General features: G+C 43.4%; 11 protein-coding genes. 2 read left to right on the forward strand and 9 right to left on the reverse strand.

Annotated elements, in window-relative coordinates:
• Positions 1-221 precede the first annotated feature (221 nt).
• From MHI15_RS21685 to MHI15_RS21715, 7 genes are all read right to left on the reverse strand, one after another.
• Complete coding sequence (locus tag MHI15_RS21685; protein WP_341164844.1) at positions 222-1,964, reverse strand: hypothetical protein; 1,743 nt, start codon at positions 1,962-1,964, stop codon at positions 222-224.
• Complete coding sequence (locus tag MHI15_RS21690) at positions 1,961-3,556, reverse strand: response regulator (RefSeq protein ID WP_341164845.1); 1,596 nt, start codon at positions 3,554-3,556, stop codon at positions 1,961-1,963. The genes MHI15_RS21685 and MHI15_RS21690 overlap by 4 nt, the downstream gene beginning before the upstream one ends.
• Complete coding sequence (locus MHI15_RS21695; RefSeq protein WP_076303715.1) at positions 3,553-5,295, reverse strand: sensor histidine kinase; 1,743 nt, start codon at positions 5,293-5,295, stop codon at positions 3,553-3,555. The genes MHI15_RS21690 and MHI15_RS21695 overlap by 4 nt, the downstream gene beginning before the upstream one ends.
• A 142-nt stretch (positions 5,296-5,437) precedes the next feature.
• A complete protein-coding gene (locus tag MHI15_RS21700; RefSeq protein ID WP_341164846.1) occupies positions 5,438-6,649 on the reverse strand; it encodes an FAD-dependent monooxygenase in 1,212 nt (403 codons plus the stop codon).
• Positions 6,650-6,654: 5 nt separating this feature from the next.
• The gene (locus tag MHI15_RS21705) at positions 6,655-7,893 is read right to left on the reverse strand and encodes an MFS transporter (protein WP_076278551.1); all 1,239 of its coding nucleotides are present in this window, start codon (positions 7,891-7,893) and stop codon (positions 6,655-6,657) included.
• Positions 7,894-7,918: 25 nt separating this feature from the next.
• On the reverse strand, positions 7,919-8,482 hold the full coding sequence (locus tag MHI15_RS21710; RefSeq protein WP_341164847.1) for a TetR/AcrR family transcriptional regulator: 564 nt from the start codon (positions 8,480-8,482) through the stop codon (positions 7,919-7,921).
• A 475-nt stretch (positions 8,483-8,957) separates the two neighbouring features.
• Positions 8,958-9,536 carry a TetR/AcrR family transcriptional regulator gene (locus MHI15_RS21715; protein ID WP_076278503.1) on the reverse strand — a complete coding sequence of 193 codons (579 nt, stop codon included), beginning with the start codon at positions 9,534-9,536 and terminating at the stop codon, positions 8,958-8,960.
• A gap of 152 nt (positions 9,537-9,688) precedes the next feature.
• Between MHI15_RS21715 and MHI15_RS21720 the strand changes: the two genes are divergently transcribed.
• Positions 9,689-10,594: a ketopantoate reductase family protein gene (locus MHI15_RS21720; RefSeq protein ID WP_341164848.1), complete on the forward strand. Its 906-nt coding sequence runs from the start codon at positions 9,689-9,691 to the stop codon at positions 10,592-10,594.
• Positions 10,595-10,662: 68 nt separating this feature from the next.
• The gene (locus tag MHI15_RS21725; protein WP_341164849.1) at positions 10,663-13,404 is read left to right on the forward strand and encodes a hypothetical protein; all 2,742 of its coding nucleotides are present in this window, start codon (positions 10,663-10,665) and stop codon (positions 13,402-13,404) included.
• 116 nt (positions 13,405-13,520) lie between these two features.
• On the opposite strand, the gene MHI15_RS21730 is transcribed toward MHI15_RS21725, so the two are convergent.
• Both MHI15_RS21730 and MHI15_RS21735 read right to left on the reverse strand, forming a co-directional pair.
• Positions 13,521-13,661 carry a hypothetical protein gene (locus tag MHI15_RS21730; RefSeq protein WP_339187011.1) on the reverse strand — a complete coding sequence of 47 codons (141 nt, stop codon included), beginning with the start codon at positions 13,659-13,661 and terminating at the stop codon, positions 13,521-13,523.
• 30 nt (positions 13,662-13,691) lie between these two features.
• Positions 13,692-18,611 (reverse strand): S-layer homology domain-containing protein, encoded by a 4,920-nt coding sequence (locus tag MHI15_RS21735; RefSeq protein WP_341164850.1) that lies wholly within the window; start codon positions 18,609-18,611, stop codon positions 13,692-13,694.
• Between the last annotated feature and the right edge of the window lie 24 nt (positions 18,612-18,635).

Here is an 18,635-nt window from a genome sequence, read left to right on the forward strand (position 1 = left end):
TCCTCCTAAAAAGTTTTGTGAGCATAAACTGCTTCGCTCCGCTTCATACAAAAATCAGTTCGAAAGTTTACACTTAGTTAGTGAGAGTTACTCTATGATTAACTTCGTATACCATCACCTCTTTTTTTGAAAACGCTTTCTAATAAAATCATTTTAATTCACGAAGTTAATCCTGTTATATAGAAGAAATAAAGGAACATAGAAGAAAACAAGCCACAATATTATGGCTTGTTTTCCATGTACCAATTATTTACTTCTCTCGTGATTACGTCGCCGCCATTCTTGTAAAATTGGGCTACGAACTCATCAAAGTAGGAGAGCGGCTTCTCGCCATAAATGATGCTCAGATAACTCTCCGTTGCGAGTTTCTGCAGGAACACTCCGTGTTTCTCCATCCCGTCCGTTAAAGGTCCGTGGTATCGGTTTGGGATTTCGAGTCCCTGCTCGGCAATCGCCACCCCAGCCGCCGTAAGTTGAGCCGAATTTAAACCTTTAATGGCTTGTTCGATCGGCGTCGTCACTATGGCTTCCGAATTTTCAGATAATTTTCTGATTGCATCCGCATTCATATAAGGCAAGGCTGGAGCGCCACCTGTCAGCGGATAGAGCATCCAGCGCATATCCATTGAAGACCCGTCCGCAAGCGGCCACTTATCATTTGGCACGCCTTCAGTCGCGAAATTGACAGTAATGACCTTGTCGTTCATGATCACATAATCGTAACCTTCGTGAAACCCTTGTGCGAATCGGGGATCGAAGTACGGGTCATCCGGGCCGAAATTTTTGGCAAGCAACTTGTTATAATAAGCGAACCAGGCTTCCATATTCGCGAAATCCTTGCTGAACACCGTGTAGATACCGTACAACGGCTTTTGTGCCTTGCCCTTTAACCCATCCGGTCCGGCAGGAAGGGGGTAAGCCTGCCAAGCCGCTTCGGGATCGACCTTCACTGTATCGCCGAGCGGCCAGGCTCCCATCCAAAACGGGCCGAACATGACACCGGCCATTCCGTTAACCGCCAGTTCGGACGCTTGGCTCGGGTCCTGCATGCCTGCATCCCTGTCCATATAGCCCTTCGCCATCCAGGACGCCATCGTTTCCAGGTATTTCTTAGCATCCGGGTGTACGGCGCCAAAGATCAAGCTGCCCTTCTCGTCTTCATTCCAGAACAGTTTGATGTCAGACGTGCTAATCATCTGCCTTGAAAAAGCTCCGGCAATCGCATCTGTCTGCCCCATCCAGCTCCAGGGACCTTCCTTCAGCGGAACCGCTAGACCAACTTCGTCATCTTCGCCATTCCCATTAGGATCTTGTTCAGAAAATGCCTTCAGCACGTTCTCCAACTCACTTATCGTCGTAGGCGGGTTCAGCGACAGTTTCTCAAGCCAATCCTTACGGATCCACATGACCGTTCCCTCATCTCCTGCACTAAAACGGGGAAGTCCATATATCTTGCCGTCTTTGGTCACTTCTGCCATGGTATAAGCGTACTTCTCCAGCGCTTCTTTTAGCTTAGGATGAGCATACTTCTCGATGGCATCATCCAGCGGAAGCAACTTGTCGGCTTTGAGCAGATACTTCAGGATGTCTCCTTCTGCGCTAAGGGTGTCCGGCAGCTTGCCATTCACAGCCAGCGCGAGCCGAATTTTGGTATCTGCATCTTCGAACTTGCTGACAATCCAATCAAACTTCGTGACGATTCCCAGATTATCTTCCATCCAGCGGGTATGCACGTTGTCAGTAAGGCTCTCATCTGGCTTGAATGCGTTAGGCCGATTCTCGTCTACGATTCCTGTTGTGATCGTTATAGGCGGATCGTATTTAAAGTCCCATACCGGAATCTTTTCCCCATTGGATGTACTGTTTTGTGCCGTTTTCCCTGTGCTACTTAAACAGCCGGAAACTAGCAGCACTCCGCTCAGAACTGCCCATAGAAAGATGGCCTTTCTTTTTTGTTTTTTCACCGGCCCATTCCCTCCATTCCCGATCGGTATCTATCCCTGAATTCCTGCGGCGTCACCTGATAATAGTCACGGAATTTCCGAATAAACCAGTTAGTATTGGGATAGCCAATGCTTTCACCAATATGGTAGATTTTATTATTTGTATGCTTGAGCATCTCGCAGGCTTTGAGCATACGCTGCTCGTAAATATATTGGGATACGGTAGTGCCTGTACACTGCTTAAAGATTTTTGACAGATGGTTAGGATGTACGAAGACGCGTTTGGCCAGCAAAGTAAGTGACAAGTCCTTGTCCAGCTCCTTCTGGATGTAGAGTTGCGTCTTCCGGACGATCACCTGGCTGTGGTCCTCGGTCTCCTCCCCTAGCTTATCGCGAAGTGTGCGTAGTAAGTCGAGCGCCCAGCTTTCCAGCTGCGATGCGTGCAGCATTGCTTTTCCTTTTACGAAAGCCGATTGCTCAGGAGTGAGCATTTGGGCCAGCGTCCTGCCACTGCGATTCGCGATATACTGGAAGGCATTGGAGAGAAAGAAAAAGACGTCGCGCATGAGGTAAGGTGAACCCGTATGCATAAGCGGTGACACGAACGCTCGGATCTTAGCTTCCGCCGCTTCCCATTGCTCCGTTTCCAAAAGATGTGTCAGCAGAGGCGTTTCATAGAGCTTGCGCATAAGACGCGCTTCCTCTTCATTCCGCTCTGGCACCTGCCCATCCGAAAAACTGTCACTATCCAATCGTGATTTAGCTGTCATATAACTAGCTTGCAGTTCTTCCGGGAATAGACAGTCGGTTTCTCCTACAGAAATTTCACCTTTAAGCAAACGCTGTACTTCTTTCTTTAATCGCTCTATCCGCTCAAGCACCCATTCCGGTTCGGGTGGTGCTCCTGATAGGTCGTATACCAGAGCGAGCAGGTTTCCTTCATCATCCGCAGCCGACCAGCAGTCATAGCGGTCCATCAGCAATTCTTCCAGCATGTTTGTTACCGCGAACCGGATCAGTGACTGCGAATAGAGATCTTGTCCGTCGAAAGGGGAACCCAACCGAACAAGGCACATCGAGACATGACCTGGTATTGGAAGAGGGAGGTCAAACAGCTTTAACTTCTCCGCAAGCGCCTTGCCATTCAGATTTCCGCTGAGCACTTTGAGCAACAACCCTGCTTTCAGTTCTGCACTATTGTCTCGGTAGATACGGAAGCCCTGTTCGATTGATCGCTCCTGCTCAAGCTGCTTAATGATCCGGCCCATTGCCGTAAGTAGCTGCTCGTCCTTCGCGGGCTTCATCAGGTAATCGAGCGCTTGCAGCTCAATCGCTTTTCGGGCGTAATCGAAGTCCGCATAACCTGTGAGCAGCAGGCACTTCAGCCCTGGAATACGAAGCCTGGCCTGTTCGATCAGTTCCAAGCCGTTCATGCGTGGCATACGGATATCCGTCATAAGGATGTCAATGGGGAAGGAGTCTATCAGAGCAAGTGCCTCGCTCGCGCTGTAAGCCTTCCAAACGCGGGAGATACCAAGTGTCTCCCATGGAATCGTATCTGCCAGACTGTCCGCATAATGTTTCTCGTCATCAACTACAAGCAGGCTATTCAATGCTCTTCCTCCTTCGTTTCTTCTTTCATCCCCTGTCTCCAATTCAGCCTCACGTTTAGACCACCCAGTCTGGACGGGCAAAACTCAATTTGAGCGTCTGAACCGAAGTTGCCTTGCAGTCTTTGATATACGTTCCAAAGACCGCAGCCTGCATATTCGCTGGCCGGAATATGAAGCTCCATTTGCAGTTGGTCCATCCGTTCTTTATTTAATCCTTTTCCGTTATCCTCCACTTCCAAGTGCAATTGGTCTTCATTGACGTAAACTCTAATTTCAACCCGGCCTGGATATTCGACGTTCTCAAGTCCATGCACGATCGCATTCTCCACGATTGGTTGGATAAGAAGCCGGGGAATTCGCAGCTCCGCCAACTCTTCAGGCAGTTCGATGCTGTAGGACAGTGTCTCATTGCGAAGCCGTAGAATCTCGAGGTGAATGCGCACGAACGCCAGTTCTTCACCCAGGCTGACTCCTTGATTATCCATTCGCGTCGTATACCGGTAATAGTCGGCCAGATGATACGCCATGTCTATAACTGCCCGATTCTTTCCCATTTTGGTCATATTAATGATGAAACCCAAACAATTGTACAGAAAATGAGGATGGATCTGTGCTTGTAGCTGTTTTAGCGTGGCATCGCGCGCAAGGATACGCGATTGTAGGACATTCTCGATGAGATCTTGGATCTGCGTCGCCATCTCGTTAAAGTTCTGCATCAGGAACGTGAATTCATTGTTTGATTTCTTCGGTAGCCGGTACGCGTAATCGCCTTCCTTAATCCGCTGCACCGCACGCACAAGTTGGAAGATAGGTCGATGTACGTTCCAGTACAAAGCAGACGCGGCGGTAATACAGGATAGGAGCAAAATAATCGAAGAAGCTCCAAATAATAACCTCTGTTGCTTGATAGGTCCGATAATCTGGTTAAGTGGAACAGAATCGACGAGATGCCACTCAAGAATATTGGAATAATAATAGGTAATCAGATAAGGCCTGTCGTCGAAGGAATGAATTAAAAAACTTGAATCCCGGCTATTGATCCTGTCGCCTAATTCCGCGATAATTTGGTCCATCTTGGGCCCATCTGCGGATCGGCTGGCGATGATGGCATGTCCTTCTTTGTAAAAAAACGGGTTGTCAGAGTGACCAGATTTGTAGGTATCAAGCAAATTTTCAAAGCTCCACTTGTAGAGGTTAATGCGAACGGCAACATCCAGATCGTCCGGACGGGCTGGTTTGTAACCCGTAGTGACATAAGTTCGAGTAAAACCGGAGCCAATTTCCAAATCTTCGCTGTAGCTCCACCCTAGCGAAAATCGGCTATCAAACTCTTTAAGGTCATATTCATAGGAGGGGGAAGAAGAAATACTATCGTCTCGTTGCGGGAAATAGACGGTCACGTCATTGCGCCAGTTGCCCGATGCGCTGGCCAGCGACAGCTTCTCTTGGATCAGCAGCCTTGTCTTCATTAGGGAATAATCGCTCATGTTGAGGTTGTAAAGGTATTCCAGCACGTTCGTGTCAACGAGCATAGGTGCGGAGACTAAGTCGAACTTCTCAATGCTGGCATCCAGTTGTGCCACGAAAAGCTCCATCCGGTTCAGGCTGGCTTTGATAAGCTCCTCCTGTATGACGTTGATGCTCTTAGAGGTAGAATAATAGTACAGCGCCACGACCGGAGTTAGCAGAATCAGCAACAACACTAACATTTTCTGAAAAATATTAAATTTGATCCGCATGGGATTTCCATCCTTGTTTTGTAATTACACCTCAACCTGTATTTTACAATGGATAGAAAGCGTTTTCTATACAAATTCTTTGCGTTTCAGCAAATTAAAATAACCTCATTCCCAATAAACTCTACTTAGGAATGAGGCTGCGTTAAAATTTGAAGGCATTATCAACCATTATTTTAGGACTCCCCAAAAAGAATCTCCGCATTAAATATCTTGCGATCCTGCTATTTCCCATCAGTTTCATGCAGGCTAGCGAGAATTTTTTAACCCCTTTAGGGGATTTAACGGCCATGCTGATTATCAACTGTTGAGCAAAATGCACAAAACGAATTTCCCGATTACGAATGGGCTGCAAACGATCTAAACACTTGTATTCATGATTTAGCTCTAATTTTGATGCAACAATAAGTTCAGCAGCGACCAGCGCTGTTTCAAAAGCCAAGGACAATCCGATAGCTCCGAGTGGTGAGGAACAATGTGCAGAATCACCGATTAGAATACAACCCTTATTATGCCAATTGTCCACCATGAAAGTTTCTGATTGGATAGAAACAAACGATTTGAAATCAATGATCTTTTCAATGTCTTCTTTAAGCTCAGGAAAGGCCTTTATGAATTCAAGCTTTAATGGTTCGATGCCTTTGCTTTTTATGGAATTCCATTGGTCTTTCTTCATTGTAAAACCTATCTGCACACAATCAGAGGAATAAGGAAGCCCTATGAAGTTACTAAAATCAGACAATCTGAAAAGGAGTTTTTGATTTAGCTTGAACTCATTAGTCGATATTTTGCACCAGATTAAATCAAAATCTTCTTTTTTATACTTAAAAGAAAAATCGCTTGTCTTCCTAACCGTGGACATCCGTCCATCCGCTCCGACTACTAAAGAAGCATGGATCGCAGTCATTTGTCCATCTACTAAGGCGTTTACTCCGACTGTTCGATTTGCACTTTTAATAGTTGAAGTGACCTTTGCGTTAAAAATGAGCTCAAAATTACTAAAATCCTTTGCTAGATCATAAAGAAAAGTTAACAGGACGGATTGTTTTATTTTAATTGCGTAAGGTGCCTCCGGCATTTCTTTTTCATAATCAATTTGAGTGATATATTTCTTATTATTCCATATTTCAGCATTAAATAATTTTATATGCTCATACTTTTCAAGACGCTGTTCCAGATTCAACTCTTTCATGAGCCTTACAAATCGAGGCTGAAGAACTTCTCCTCTGAACTTGCGATTAAAGCTTGTTTGACTTTCCAGTACGGTAACTCTAATTCCGTTTTTGGCTAACAACAGCCCTAGAAAGAGACCAGAAGGTCCACCACCAACAATGCAAATCTCCGTTTCTTTATTCATTCCTATCACTCTGTGGGTAAAGTAGCAGCCCGTTCAATTTTCACTACTGGAACCACCCTAGCCGATAATCTAAGAAAAAGAGAAATTAAAAAACCTAATAAAAGAATAGAACCTAATATAGTAAAGGATAACGAATAATTTTCTGTTTTTAGTAATTTCAAAGCTAATATCGGGCCTGTGCTAGCGCCTAGGAATAGAATAAATGCATTGAATGAAATCGCAGACCCTCTTGCATTTCCCCCTAATTGACTGACGATTGAGATGATAACGGGAGTTACCAGCGCGATACCAGCCACAAATACAACGCTCATTAGGACAAGAAGTGGCAGGTTCGTACTAAAACCTAGAGCAAGCAACCCAATTGCAGCTAAAGCTAAGCCTCCCCTTAGAACAGCGGCCATTCCAAGTTTTTGAGCAATTCTTCCGGAAAAGGGTGATAAAAGCATCCCCGCGATTCCAAATGCACGAATATAAAGGATATCCTGTGAGGAAAGACCAAACTTAGCTGAGCTTAAATAACTTCCCAAAACGGTGTACATGCCAACTAAAGTTAATAGAAGCATAAAGGTTATCGCAAAAGCCAAAAGCAATTGTGATTGTTTTAGCAGAATTGTCATTTGTTTAAACTTCCGCAGAACATTTTCTTTCGGTCTTAGCATTTCATCTTTAGGAAGGAACCTCATTACTATCACTGAAGTAATACCATACACAATTCCCAAAATAAAGAAAATAGCACGCCAGCCAAGAGCTTCGTTAACAATCCCACTAAAAACCTGGCCTACTATACCTGCCATTAACAGTCCTGAGCTTATAAATCCAACGGCTGTTAGTCTTTTATGAGGCGGGAACATCTCCCCTGCATACACTAGCGCAATAGGTGCAAAAGCAGCAGCCACTAGGCCTTGCACTCCTCTGAGCATAATAAGCCCGTAAAAACTATCCACAAATCCTAATGCAAGCGTAACTACGGTTAACCCAATAATGCTGGCTACTAAAAATACTTTACGTCCATATCTGTCTGAAAAAGGTCCATACAAAAGACAGCCCAGAGCATAACAAAGAGAAAATGAACTCCCAATCCAAGCCGCCTCACTCGAGCTAATCTGAAAGGCATGTGAAAATACTTCGGATAATGGAATTGTAATATACATGCTAGTTAAAATAACTAATCCACACCAAAATAAAATAATCGTCATTAATGAATAGTTCTTATTGTAATTCTGAACGTCTATCGTCTGATTCATAAAGTAAATATCCCCCGGTTTACTATTAATTTGCAATAGTGATGCCTTCCAAGACATGGATCAACAAATCGTTTATGTAATCCGCATCCGGAATTTGTTTATAGATGAGAATTTGAAAGTATATGGGACCATAAAGCAGATCTAAAGTTATATCCAGGTTGATTGTTGGTTTCAATTCTCCCTTATCTATGGCTGCTTGGAGTAATTGTTTGGCTTCATTTCTTTTTGTCATTAAAAACAATACGTAAAAATCTTTCGCGATTTCTTCGCTCTCTGTAACTATAGTTAAAGTGGATTTCCCGATTTTGCTATTGAGGATACGAGCTAAAGCTTCAAGCTGTTGTTTGAAGTTATCCTGAATGGATTTATTACTATCAAATTCAAACTCTGATTCTACGGTCATTAGATAAGCGTCCAGTACAAGACGCGCTTTATTTTCCCACCATCTATAGATGGTTGTTTTGCCTACTCCAGCTTGTGCTGCAATCGCCTCAATCGTTAAAGATGAATAACTGTTGGATTCTAACATTTCAAGAGTTGCAGTAAGAATCTCTTTTTTACTTCGAGGTCCTTTGTTTTTCACGTTCATATTCATTTCACCTCCTAGATGTTATTTAAGTTATTAAAAGGATGTAATTATAGAACGATACGTATCGTTTCATTTGTTACACTATCTTATATCATTTTCATAAAATTTAAAATAGTTAATTTGAAAATTATTATTTTCTGGATTTAGGCATGCGTTAGATGACGAAACATAACTTGCGCATACAAAAATTAACGCTTCGGAATGGTCCGAAGCGTTAGTTTTCGTGGATATTTGCAATTAAGGATTCGATGACTGATTAAATATGTGCGATATGTACAATATGATCCTTTTTATTTAAATTTTCACATATAAATCATGGATATCAAAGCTAAGTTAATCATTGTTTTTTCTTTGTTCTTTTTCTCTTGATTTTATCAACTATAAACATAATAAAAATAAATAATCTTGGCGAAGTGATTAAATTTTAATTTTCGTGGGATTTGTCCCGAGAGTAATACTTGTAAGCGCTCCTATTCTATCTTATCAAGAGTCCCAGGCCACTCATTACATAAGGACGAACAATGTCCACAAGTAAATCGGTCTGATCAGCCTCCCCCTCAATTAACCAAGAAAATGCAGCGCCATAGATCGCTGAACCTGTCATTGCTGAAATGATCTTTGTATGTTGGCGGTCTGCAATATCGTATTTATCCCCTCTCAGAAATATGTTTTCAATGATTTGCTGCAGCATATTTTTTACTTTCTCATCCACCAGCTTAGCAATGGATTTGGAATCCATTCTGCATTTCTGATAAAAATCAACGATGTACTGATGAGTCAACAAGATCAGCTGGTTACATATTTCATCTGAAAACTCCCGTGCATTTATTACTTGTTCAGGAATCATTTGATGAAAAGACTGTTCTGTAAATTCATCGAGTAATGCATATTTATCTTCATAATGAGCATAAAAAGTAGCCCGGTTTATCGTAGCTTTCTGTGAGATATCTTTTATTGTCATTGAATCAAATCCTTTAGTCTGTAAAAGATTTCTGAAAGCTTCTCTTATTAACAGGCGAGTCCGTATTACTCTCGGATCTTCTTGATGTACCATCTGAATATCCCCTTTCTAAAACATCAATTATCGGAATTTGTTGTCTATGCAACTCTTTTCTTACACTGACGGTTGTAAGCATAAACTTGCCATACTATTATCTTATCAAACAGATGTTGCTTAAACAATCAGTGTCTAGTTAGTCGGAAGGAATGATATTAGTGAACATAAAACAAAATAGACTTCTAATTTTTGGGGCTGGTGTGATTGGCAGTTTATACGCTCTTAGATTTGCACAATCGGGGTTTGACGTCACTTTACTGGCTCGGGGAAAAAGGCTGGATGAACTTAAGCGGAAGGGTTTGAGATACAACGACAACAGAATGATAAAGCAACTATCCATTAAGACGGTCGAAAAGCTTGCAGATGATGACATCTATGATTTTATCTTTGTTCCTGTACGATATGATCAGGCAGAATCTGCCCTGTCTGCGATCAAAAATAATCAGAGCAAAACAATAATTACACTGACCAACACTATTGGTTATAATTCCTGGCTAGAGATCGTAGGTGATCGGTTACTTCCAGGTTTCCCTGGTGCAGGTGGAGACATTAAAGAGGATATTTTATACGCTCAATTTGGTTCCAAAACTTATTTTGGTGAAATAAATGGACAAACGACCGAAAGAGTTAAGGAGCTTGCTTTGATATTCGAAACAGCTGAAATGCATTATGAAATACAAAAAGATATTCAAGCCTTTCATGTTTCACATGCTGCACTCGCTGCAGTCAACAAGCATTTTTATACGAATGAAGGAATGGTAGATATTGAGACAGCAATAAGTGAAAGCATTCTTAGCAAAGTAGCTACAGATATCAAACAAAATCTTCACTTGGTAGAGCAAGCTGGAATCCCTGTAATCCCGGCCGAAACGAAGTCAATGGGAGAATTGATGGAAGAAGAGATTATATCCCGGTATCGGCAGATGCTGAGTGATGAATTTATCATTGATGTTAAGTTTGGAAACCAAGCTATCAGCAGAAAAGCAGAAATAATGTTATTGGATGAAAAGTTTCATGAGAAGTTTTCGTTTTTGTCCAAGCAAATTTTTCCATAAAAGTTATCAAATGAGTTCATAGCCCATATTACTTAATACTAAAACAACGTAAATATGGAGGTGTTAGATTGCCACTGAATCAAGATCAGCAGATCTTTCAACAAAGTACAACAACTCAAAACTGGGGAAATATTCAGGGACAGACCTTAGTTGCGGGCCAGGGTAGCTTGAGAAGAGGAATGAACTATAAGTTAGGCGCACAGGCTATGGCACAAATCAATAATTTATTAAATAAATGGGCTGAATTAAAAATATTGGGGAGTGCCGAAGTTTCACTTCTTCTCCAAGTACAGATACAAACGCCCCTGGATCTATTCGACGAAGCCGGGCTAGCTGGACGACTTCAAGCCGTTCTTAAAGCGGCGGTAGCGGCTGGATTAAGTATGAATATGACCGTTAAAGAGTTATTGAAAATCCTGAAGAATAAACCGTCAGGAAATGGTTTATCCGGTGAATTGATTGAGCTATTGTTAGAAGAATCAGAGCTCGAAGGTTATTTGTATGCCCAATTTGCGGTTGGTTTTATGGCGTATGCCAATTTTGTTATGCTTGGTAATTTACATAAGACAGCTACTCTAGGGGAATCTGGATTCCAATTTGTCTATGAGGCGGGAATGGGATTTATTGCGGGGGGTGGCTATAGAGGTGGCATCAATTTTAAATTCCCCGATCCTGCAAAACTGGTCAATCGTTATGGGAACGGCTTAATTGAGGGCATTGTTAATAAAGCTATTGACACACAGCAGGAACAAGCATTAATGCTCGGTACTATGCTGAGGATAGGAGTGAAATCAGCCTATGAGGTCAGTAGACAATTAAATGAAGGTACCGGGAGCAATACCGAAAAACTAGCGCAAACCGTTCTTACATTTATTGGAGGGCAATTCCAATCGTTGTTCTTCTTGACTATGAATGTGTTCTTTAAGGAAGAGATCCTTCGTTTACTTGGCCTTGCTTCTTTACCAGCTGAACAAACCACAGAAGTCATTCAAAGCCTGAAAGGTTTTAATTCTTTTCAGTTAGTACCGGATAACCATGAAATCTTTGTTCGTTTAGACTCATTATCAGCATTAATTCAAAACGAGCAGCTTAAGAAGGAATTTGTCCGAAGTATTTCTGCTTTGTGGGTATCAGCTTTGTTGCTCCCCCTTGCAGTGGAAGCGGCAGACAAAGCAACCATCCCTACTTTTACGGCACAATTGTCTTACCAACCTCCTCCCGCTGTCAAAAGTGCAATTAATACAGATTTGAACCGTCCGTCTGACACAAATTTGAACCAGGGGGATCTTCTTTCATTTCTACTTGATAAACCTTTGACGATTGCCATTCAACATGTAGATAGCGTTCGGGAGATAGCAGCAATTCTGAAACCTGCGGTTTCAGGAACTGCCCAAGATGCAATGAAGTTCTTGTTTAGTCCCTCATTTCCTTCGACTACAGGGGAAAACTCTTTTAGATCAACACTTGGAGCCATAAACCAAGCTTTCGATCATTATGTGGATACGGAAATAAGTGCTAGAAAAACTGCAATCTCGAACACTTTGGCTGGCGAGGAAGAGATTAAGATACTGTTTGAGCAAGCCCTGATTCCCTGCATACAACTGACTTCTGATGTTCTGATTCCAGAGATCGTTAATGGATTTCAAAATTTTGACATAAAAACTATGCAAGAAGCATTATCCAGCGTATTACTCACAATGCTTGGAAGAAGCGTTATTCATGTCATGGACGGAATTCAGACTTCAGTTAATGAACAAATCGAGGGTCTTCTTCGCGAAGCTGCAGGTCAGGCTGCAAATGTTCTTGGACCACTTGGAGCTCAAGATATTTTAAAGAAACCGTTGGAGGCAGCTGTTAAAATTATTGCGGAAATGGTAGCGCCTTTGACACCTGAAGCACAAGAACAGCTTTTTGAAAATGCTCTAAACATATTTACTCCAATAAAAGGTAACGCCGTGGACTTCGCCAACCATTTGCAAAGCGATCCGATGTGGATGCCTCAAATGGCTGAAATAGAAGCAATAGCCAAAATATTGATAAATCATTTAACTGATCATATGATTCAATTCGCTCTAAAACTGATTCCAGCGTTGTTTCAAGCCTTGATCGATGAACTACTCGCCATAATCGAACGCTGGCTAAATGAAATAGCCAAGATATTAAATACTATTACCGACTTCATAACTAAGCTGATGCAAGAAAAACTAATGAAAGAACTGATTGAACCAGTAATGGAAATCGCTGAGAAAGCCGCTGACGTATTAACGTTTAACATTTTTTCTCTAATCGGTGCCGGTAAAGTAAAAGATGAATTTTTCAAAGGGTTAAGAGGAGCAGTCGAAGCTATAATTCAAGAAGCAATCATCCCTCCTGTTGTTATGACAGTGAAAGAAATCAAGTTCAATCCTCGTAAGCTCGTGGATCTTTGCCGAGACGTTTCCAACTTTACTTTTACAAAATTTTCTGAGATTTTTAACGATTATATTTTTGGGGAGATCCAGAATCAACTTGAAAAAGGTTTAAATATGAAAAATTTCAAATTGGATATTAAAGTGCCGGTTTCTTTTTCGATTGACTTACCATGGCCTTTAGGGTCACAATCCTTTTCTCATACGTTTAGACTTACAGATGTCCTCATTCCGTCATCAATCGTTTTGGACATTGTAATGAATTTAATACGTAACAATCTAAAATTAGGAGGAACATCTGAGTATCTTTTCCAAATGGTTGTAGCAACTATCGATAATTTAAAAAAAGTAGATCAATATAGATTGGATATGGCAGATGCTTTGAAAAAGTATAGTAATTAAAGGAATATTCAAGATTCCATTCCCCTTATATTGCATTTTATAATACAAAAAAGGCAACCAGTCATCCCTGTTTTTTCGGCGACTGGTTGCCTAAATTTGTTATTTTTGTCCCTGTTCTATTCCTTAACGACTACGGTCATTTCTTTGCTACGTGTGATCCCGCTGCTGTTCGCCAGCTCAGCCAGATTCATCGTGATTTTGAAGCTGCCGTCACCATCCCAATGATCATTTCCGAAAGCAAAAAGAGCTGGAGCCAAGTGAACTTGGCTCTAGCTCTTCTTTGGTGCTTACAATTCCATTACTCTGTAAATTAAAGCAGCGGCTTCCGCACGTGTGGTCAGGCTCAGTGGTCTGAAGGTACCGTCGGTATAACCGTTGACAATTCCTGTCTCCCGCAGGTACTCAACCGCATCCATCGCGTAAGAACCGATTTGCTTCTCATCGGCAAGAGTTGCTGCCTTGCCGGAGATATCCGACTGAAGAGCAGATATGCTCAGAGCGCGAAACAGAATAACAGCCATTTCTTGGCGGGAAATAGGTTCTTTTGCGGCAAATACGCCTTCGCTACGTCCGTTAACAAGCTTTAGCGCCTGAGCTGTTGAGACAGCTTGGTAATACCAAGCATTTGAACTCACATCTTTGAAAGTACTGCTACTCTCGGCTTGAAGTTCTAGCGCTGATACTAACAGCTGAACAAATTCCGCTCTTGTAATTTGCCGGGCAGGCTCGAATTTGCCCCCGCCTGTGCCATGAATAAGATCACGGGAAGCCAAAGCTTCCAAGATGACTGTGGAGCCTGAATCAACATCAGAGAAGTGGATATTTGCATTAGCTGCAGCATAGAGTCCAAAATCACTTGATGTAAACGTAATTTTTCCAGTACCTGATACGTATTTGGAGTTTTTGACCACTTTGGCCACTCCCTCTCCGGTAACAGAGTAGACGATGGCTTGATGTGGGACTTCATCAGGGTTTAATTCATATCCAAATGATACCTTCATTGCCGCAGAAGGGCTTAATGTTTCTTTGGACTTACCGTCTACCGTCATTGAGATCCGGAACAAAGCATGTGTTTTCCATTTCTCTTGTAAGGCAACTGGAAGGGTTGACGCATCAACAAAATGGATAGATAGCTCCAACTGCCGGGCACCCTCTGGAATATTCTCACCTAAAGTGTCAATTGGAAGTGTTATTGTGGCTGCACCTGCTTTTACAGTTAGGGAAGTAACATTATCTTTTAGTTCGGGAACTGGCACTTGAAAAGCCACACCACTGGCAGTCGCATCCTCTTCAGCAAGCTCAAGTACTAAAGCTCCATCTTGCACTCCCTTCATCACTTTTTGGAGTTCTCCAGTGAAAAGCTGTGCAATTTTCATTCCTTCAGCACCGGGTGAACCCTGAATGCGAATACGGCCCGCTGAAATTATATTCACTGGACTAACTATTTTTCCTCCACTACTCTCATTTGTGTTGCTATTATTGCTGCCGGACGAATTGCCGGGCGTATCTGTTCCCCCACCTTCTTCACTCCGCACTACATTCAAAGTGTAGGTCTTAGTTGTTATGCCGTTCGCAGCGGTAACTTTAACATCGATTCTGTTATCTCCTACCTTAAGCTCACTTCCGCCTGTTACCGTCAATTTGGCTTCTGCATCAGAAGGTGTCCCAGTTACAGCCACCGCTGTCTTGGAAAAGGGCACATTTATTGTATAGGTCAGTTTCTTACGGTCAAACCCAGGGATGTCTGTACCGTCCATACTCAAAACGCTCAAATCGGCATTATCACTCAGTGGGGTCTCTTCTTCACCTTCTACGTTCATAAACTGGAAGGTGCGGAAAAGTGAGGCGTCCTTCGCAGCGCCAATGCCTGATCCCCATTCAATATATCCTTTTCGACCCGCGCCATCATTATCGTTAACCAGCATGGAGAAGCTTAAGATATCGCTCGCCGCTGGACGGATCGGGCTTATTTCGCTCCAAGGTAGTGCCAGTGCATATGATGTAACCTTGGTCGCCTCATCTCTGGTCACACTTAAAGTTCCCTTAGTCAACACTCCGGTAGCTGCACCTTTCATAGACAGCCAACGATATATTTGCGGCCCCTCTGGGGTTTGCGAGATTCCGTATTCATACCAGGATTGACTATCGCCCGGTACACCGGGAGCAAGACTGAACTGAATACTGTCATTTTGCCAAATATTAATCCCGGCGGCATTATGGCTGAATACATCATCGCGGATATCGGCGGTCAAATAAATGTGTTCTTCATCCCAGCGTAGTTGCGCTGTTCCACTAAGATCATCCGCACCCTTATATCCGTTGAGCAAAGGGGTTCCGTCCGCAAGATCAATCAGAGCTGGACTTCGTGTATCGGACTGATGCTGCATCCGGTTAATATCTATGTTTTGCTTGAGGTGAACTGTCTCATAACCTTCAAGGTCAACTGTCAACTCAAGAGGATATTTAACCCCTTCAGAGAATCCCGGCAGTGGAATTGAATAAGTAAATCCACTATTTGGGGCAATTTCAGACAATTGCGATTCACTACCGCTGATCTGACCAGTCTCTTCCCCTAGGGTCCAGGAAATCTTTTTAATTCTCAGAGGATCCACACTGGAACTGTTCGTAAATTGAAGTTGTAGCGACATGCCGCCGTTATTACCATCTGTAATATGAGGAGCAATTTTTAAACCTTGAAAATATAGTCGCAGATCATCTACAGGGGCTTCTGGAAGCGTAGCAGGATCAAGTCCGGGTCCATTATAAGCTCCAATATTCGGTGGAGTTGCTGCTGAAACGGGATTGCCCCAGTAGTCCCGCCCACCGTTGTCTGCAATGACAGCACCGGCCCCAAGTGCAGGAGACCCCTCTCTCAGCTTGTAACCGTCCACTGTATTCCAGCCCATTCCGGCGGTGCCCTGAGCAACTAAGAGTGGATTTGCTGTGATAGGATTGGTATTTTCCGGCTCGCTTACTGGATGGTTGCCATATAATAGATTATGGTCGAAGCTACCGTTCACCCCTGGCAGATTATAACCTCCTTGACCAAGGTTGTAGACCAGATTGTTCCTAAAAGAATATGGAGCGTTAATATTTCCTGCGTCATCCCATTCATGATCGATAATTTTGGTGTTTTGCCCAGCTCCGATATAGATAGTATTGTTATAGATTTGTGTATCTGGCGTAACCCCGCCTGCAAAATTAAACGTATGCGTTAGATCATTCTGGCTGATGTTGTATCTGACTACATTGTTAGAGGAGCCTGTCAGCACGCCTGGAGTCAAACGGGCATCGACAAAAAGCATGAATCCGCCTTTGTTGCCATGGCTGTAATTATATTGAACCACACTGTCCATCGTATCGATATCCAGATTGAAGCCTTGACCATCTCCCTCTGGTTTGTTCGTGTTAAAAGACTCATTGAACTGGACGATATTATTCTTGCCGCGAGTCGGCCAAATTGCGGCAGATCCGTTAAACTCGCCTTCTTCGGAATAATTTCCGCCTTCCTCCGCTATGTTATGCTCAATCACCGCTCCATCCGCACCGAAGGTGAGAATACCGTCGCTGTCGGCTTGTTTGACATAATTTCCACGGATCGTAACATTGACCGTAGCATAGTCTGCTCCGTTAAAACGCTGATCCCATACCACAATACCGGTCCGGCCTATCCGTTCCACTGTATTGCCCTCGATCCATACCCCATCGAACTTGTCCGTGCCCGTCGTTCCGCCCACATATACGGAGATACCTCCAAACGCATGTGGGCCACCTTCGGCTCCGGAAACCGTTGGATAACGGAAACTGCTTGATACATCATGGACATAGTTATCCTGAATGCGGATATTACTTAATGTTCCTCCATTTGCGTTCTCCACCATAATACCTTCCCGGTAAACACTTCCCCTCTCGGAAGCATAATTAGTGACCTCAAGATCCCGAATCACCCAGTTCGAAGCGTTACGTAGGTATACAGCTGCTCCGGCCATGCCTCCACCGTTGATAATCGGTTTGCTTCCACTCCCATAGGCAGATATTGTAATCGGTTCTTCATCTGTGCCGCTGCCCTTAGGATATAATTGTTCGTTCCAGATTCCACCCTTCTTTAACAAAATACGATCCCCAGCTTCAAAGGTAGTCTGATTCACTACAGAGAAGGTCTTCCAGGCAGTCTCCGGTGTTTTTCCATCGTTGTTGTCGCTGCCTGCAAATGAATCCACATAATATTCTCCGTCTCCACCGCTGCTCCCTCCATCTCCAGGCAAGCGGTTGGATAAAGTGACCGATCCTAGTTGCATCAGCCAGGGTGCGGAATCACCGCTAAGCTCGATTTTTAAATAATGAATGCCGGAAGGTATCCCTTGTGCCGGAGTATAATTCGTCCCAGTCCAAGCTGCATCACCAGTGGCCTGTGGAGGTTCATGAACAGCAGAAAGTTCTGTCCAAGTGGATGCATCCGCCGAACCATAGAACTTGATAGTCCCGCTAGACCCGGCAAAGGAATGCATGCGGGCTGTGAAATGTTGCAGATTATGCAAATGGTACACGAGTGATTCTGCTGAGTCTGCTGTTCTCACCGCACGAGAATGATCTCCAAAAAAAGCGGGATTGCTTGTATCTAAAGACCAATTTGTACTGTGTGCATAAAGCTGTGCAATGTCGTCAAGCTCATCAACAATCGTTTGTGGTGCAAGCGACACATTGGAGAGCGTAAGGTGCCCAAGCTGCATCAGCCAGGTATCGAGGTCACCACTGACTTCAATTTTGAAATAATTTACACCATCCGGCAGCGCCCCCGAGGGTGTATATACTGTTCCGTACCAGCCAGAACCGGTTGCGGTGGGACTGTCGTTGATGGCTGGAAGCTCCGTCCAGATATCTGCATCTGGCGATCCGTAGAACTTGATAACAGCCGTGGAACCAGAGAAATAATATGCTTGAAGCGTAAACGACTGAACTCCAGTCAAAGGGTAAATGGCATAGCCAGTCTCCGCGGAGGTTCTGACCAGCCGGGCTGCATCTCCTCCGAAAAACTGAGGATTACTACTGTCAATTAGCCAGTTCTCGGACCTGTGTTCCGCTGCCGGTAGGGTTGAGAAATCATCGGCATTCGTCTCTTCAGCATGGGCAGAAACGCCCATTACAGGAAGCACCGCTGTGAAGATCAGCACCATTATAAGCAGTGATTTTGCGAGTTTTTTGAACATTATTGTATTATTCCCCCTTGAACA

Origin of the sequence: Paenibacillus sp. FSL H7-0918, from assembly GCF_038007025.1 — a bacterium.
In the GTDB taxonomy this organism is placed as follows: Bacteria; Bacillota; Bacilli; order Paenibacillales; family Paenibacillaceae; genus Paenibacillus_AQ; species Paenibacillus_AQ odorifer.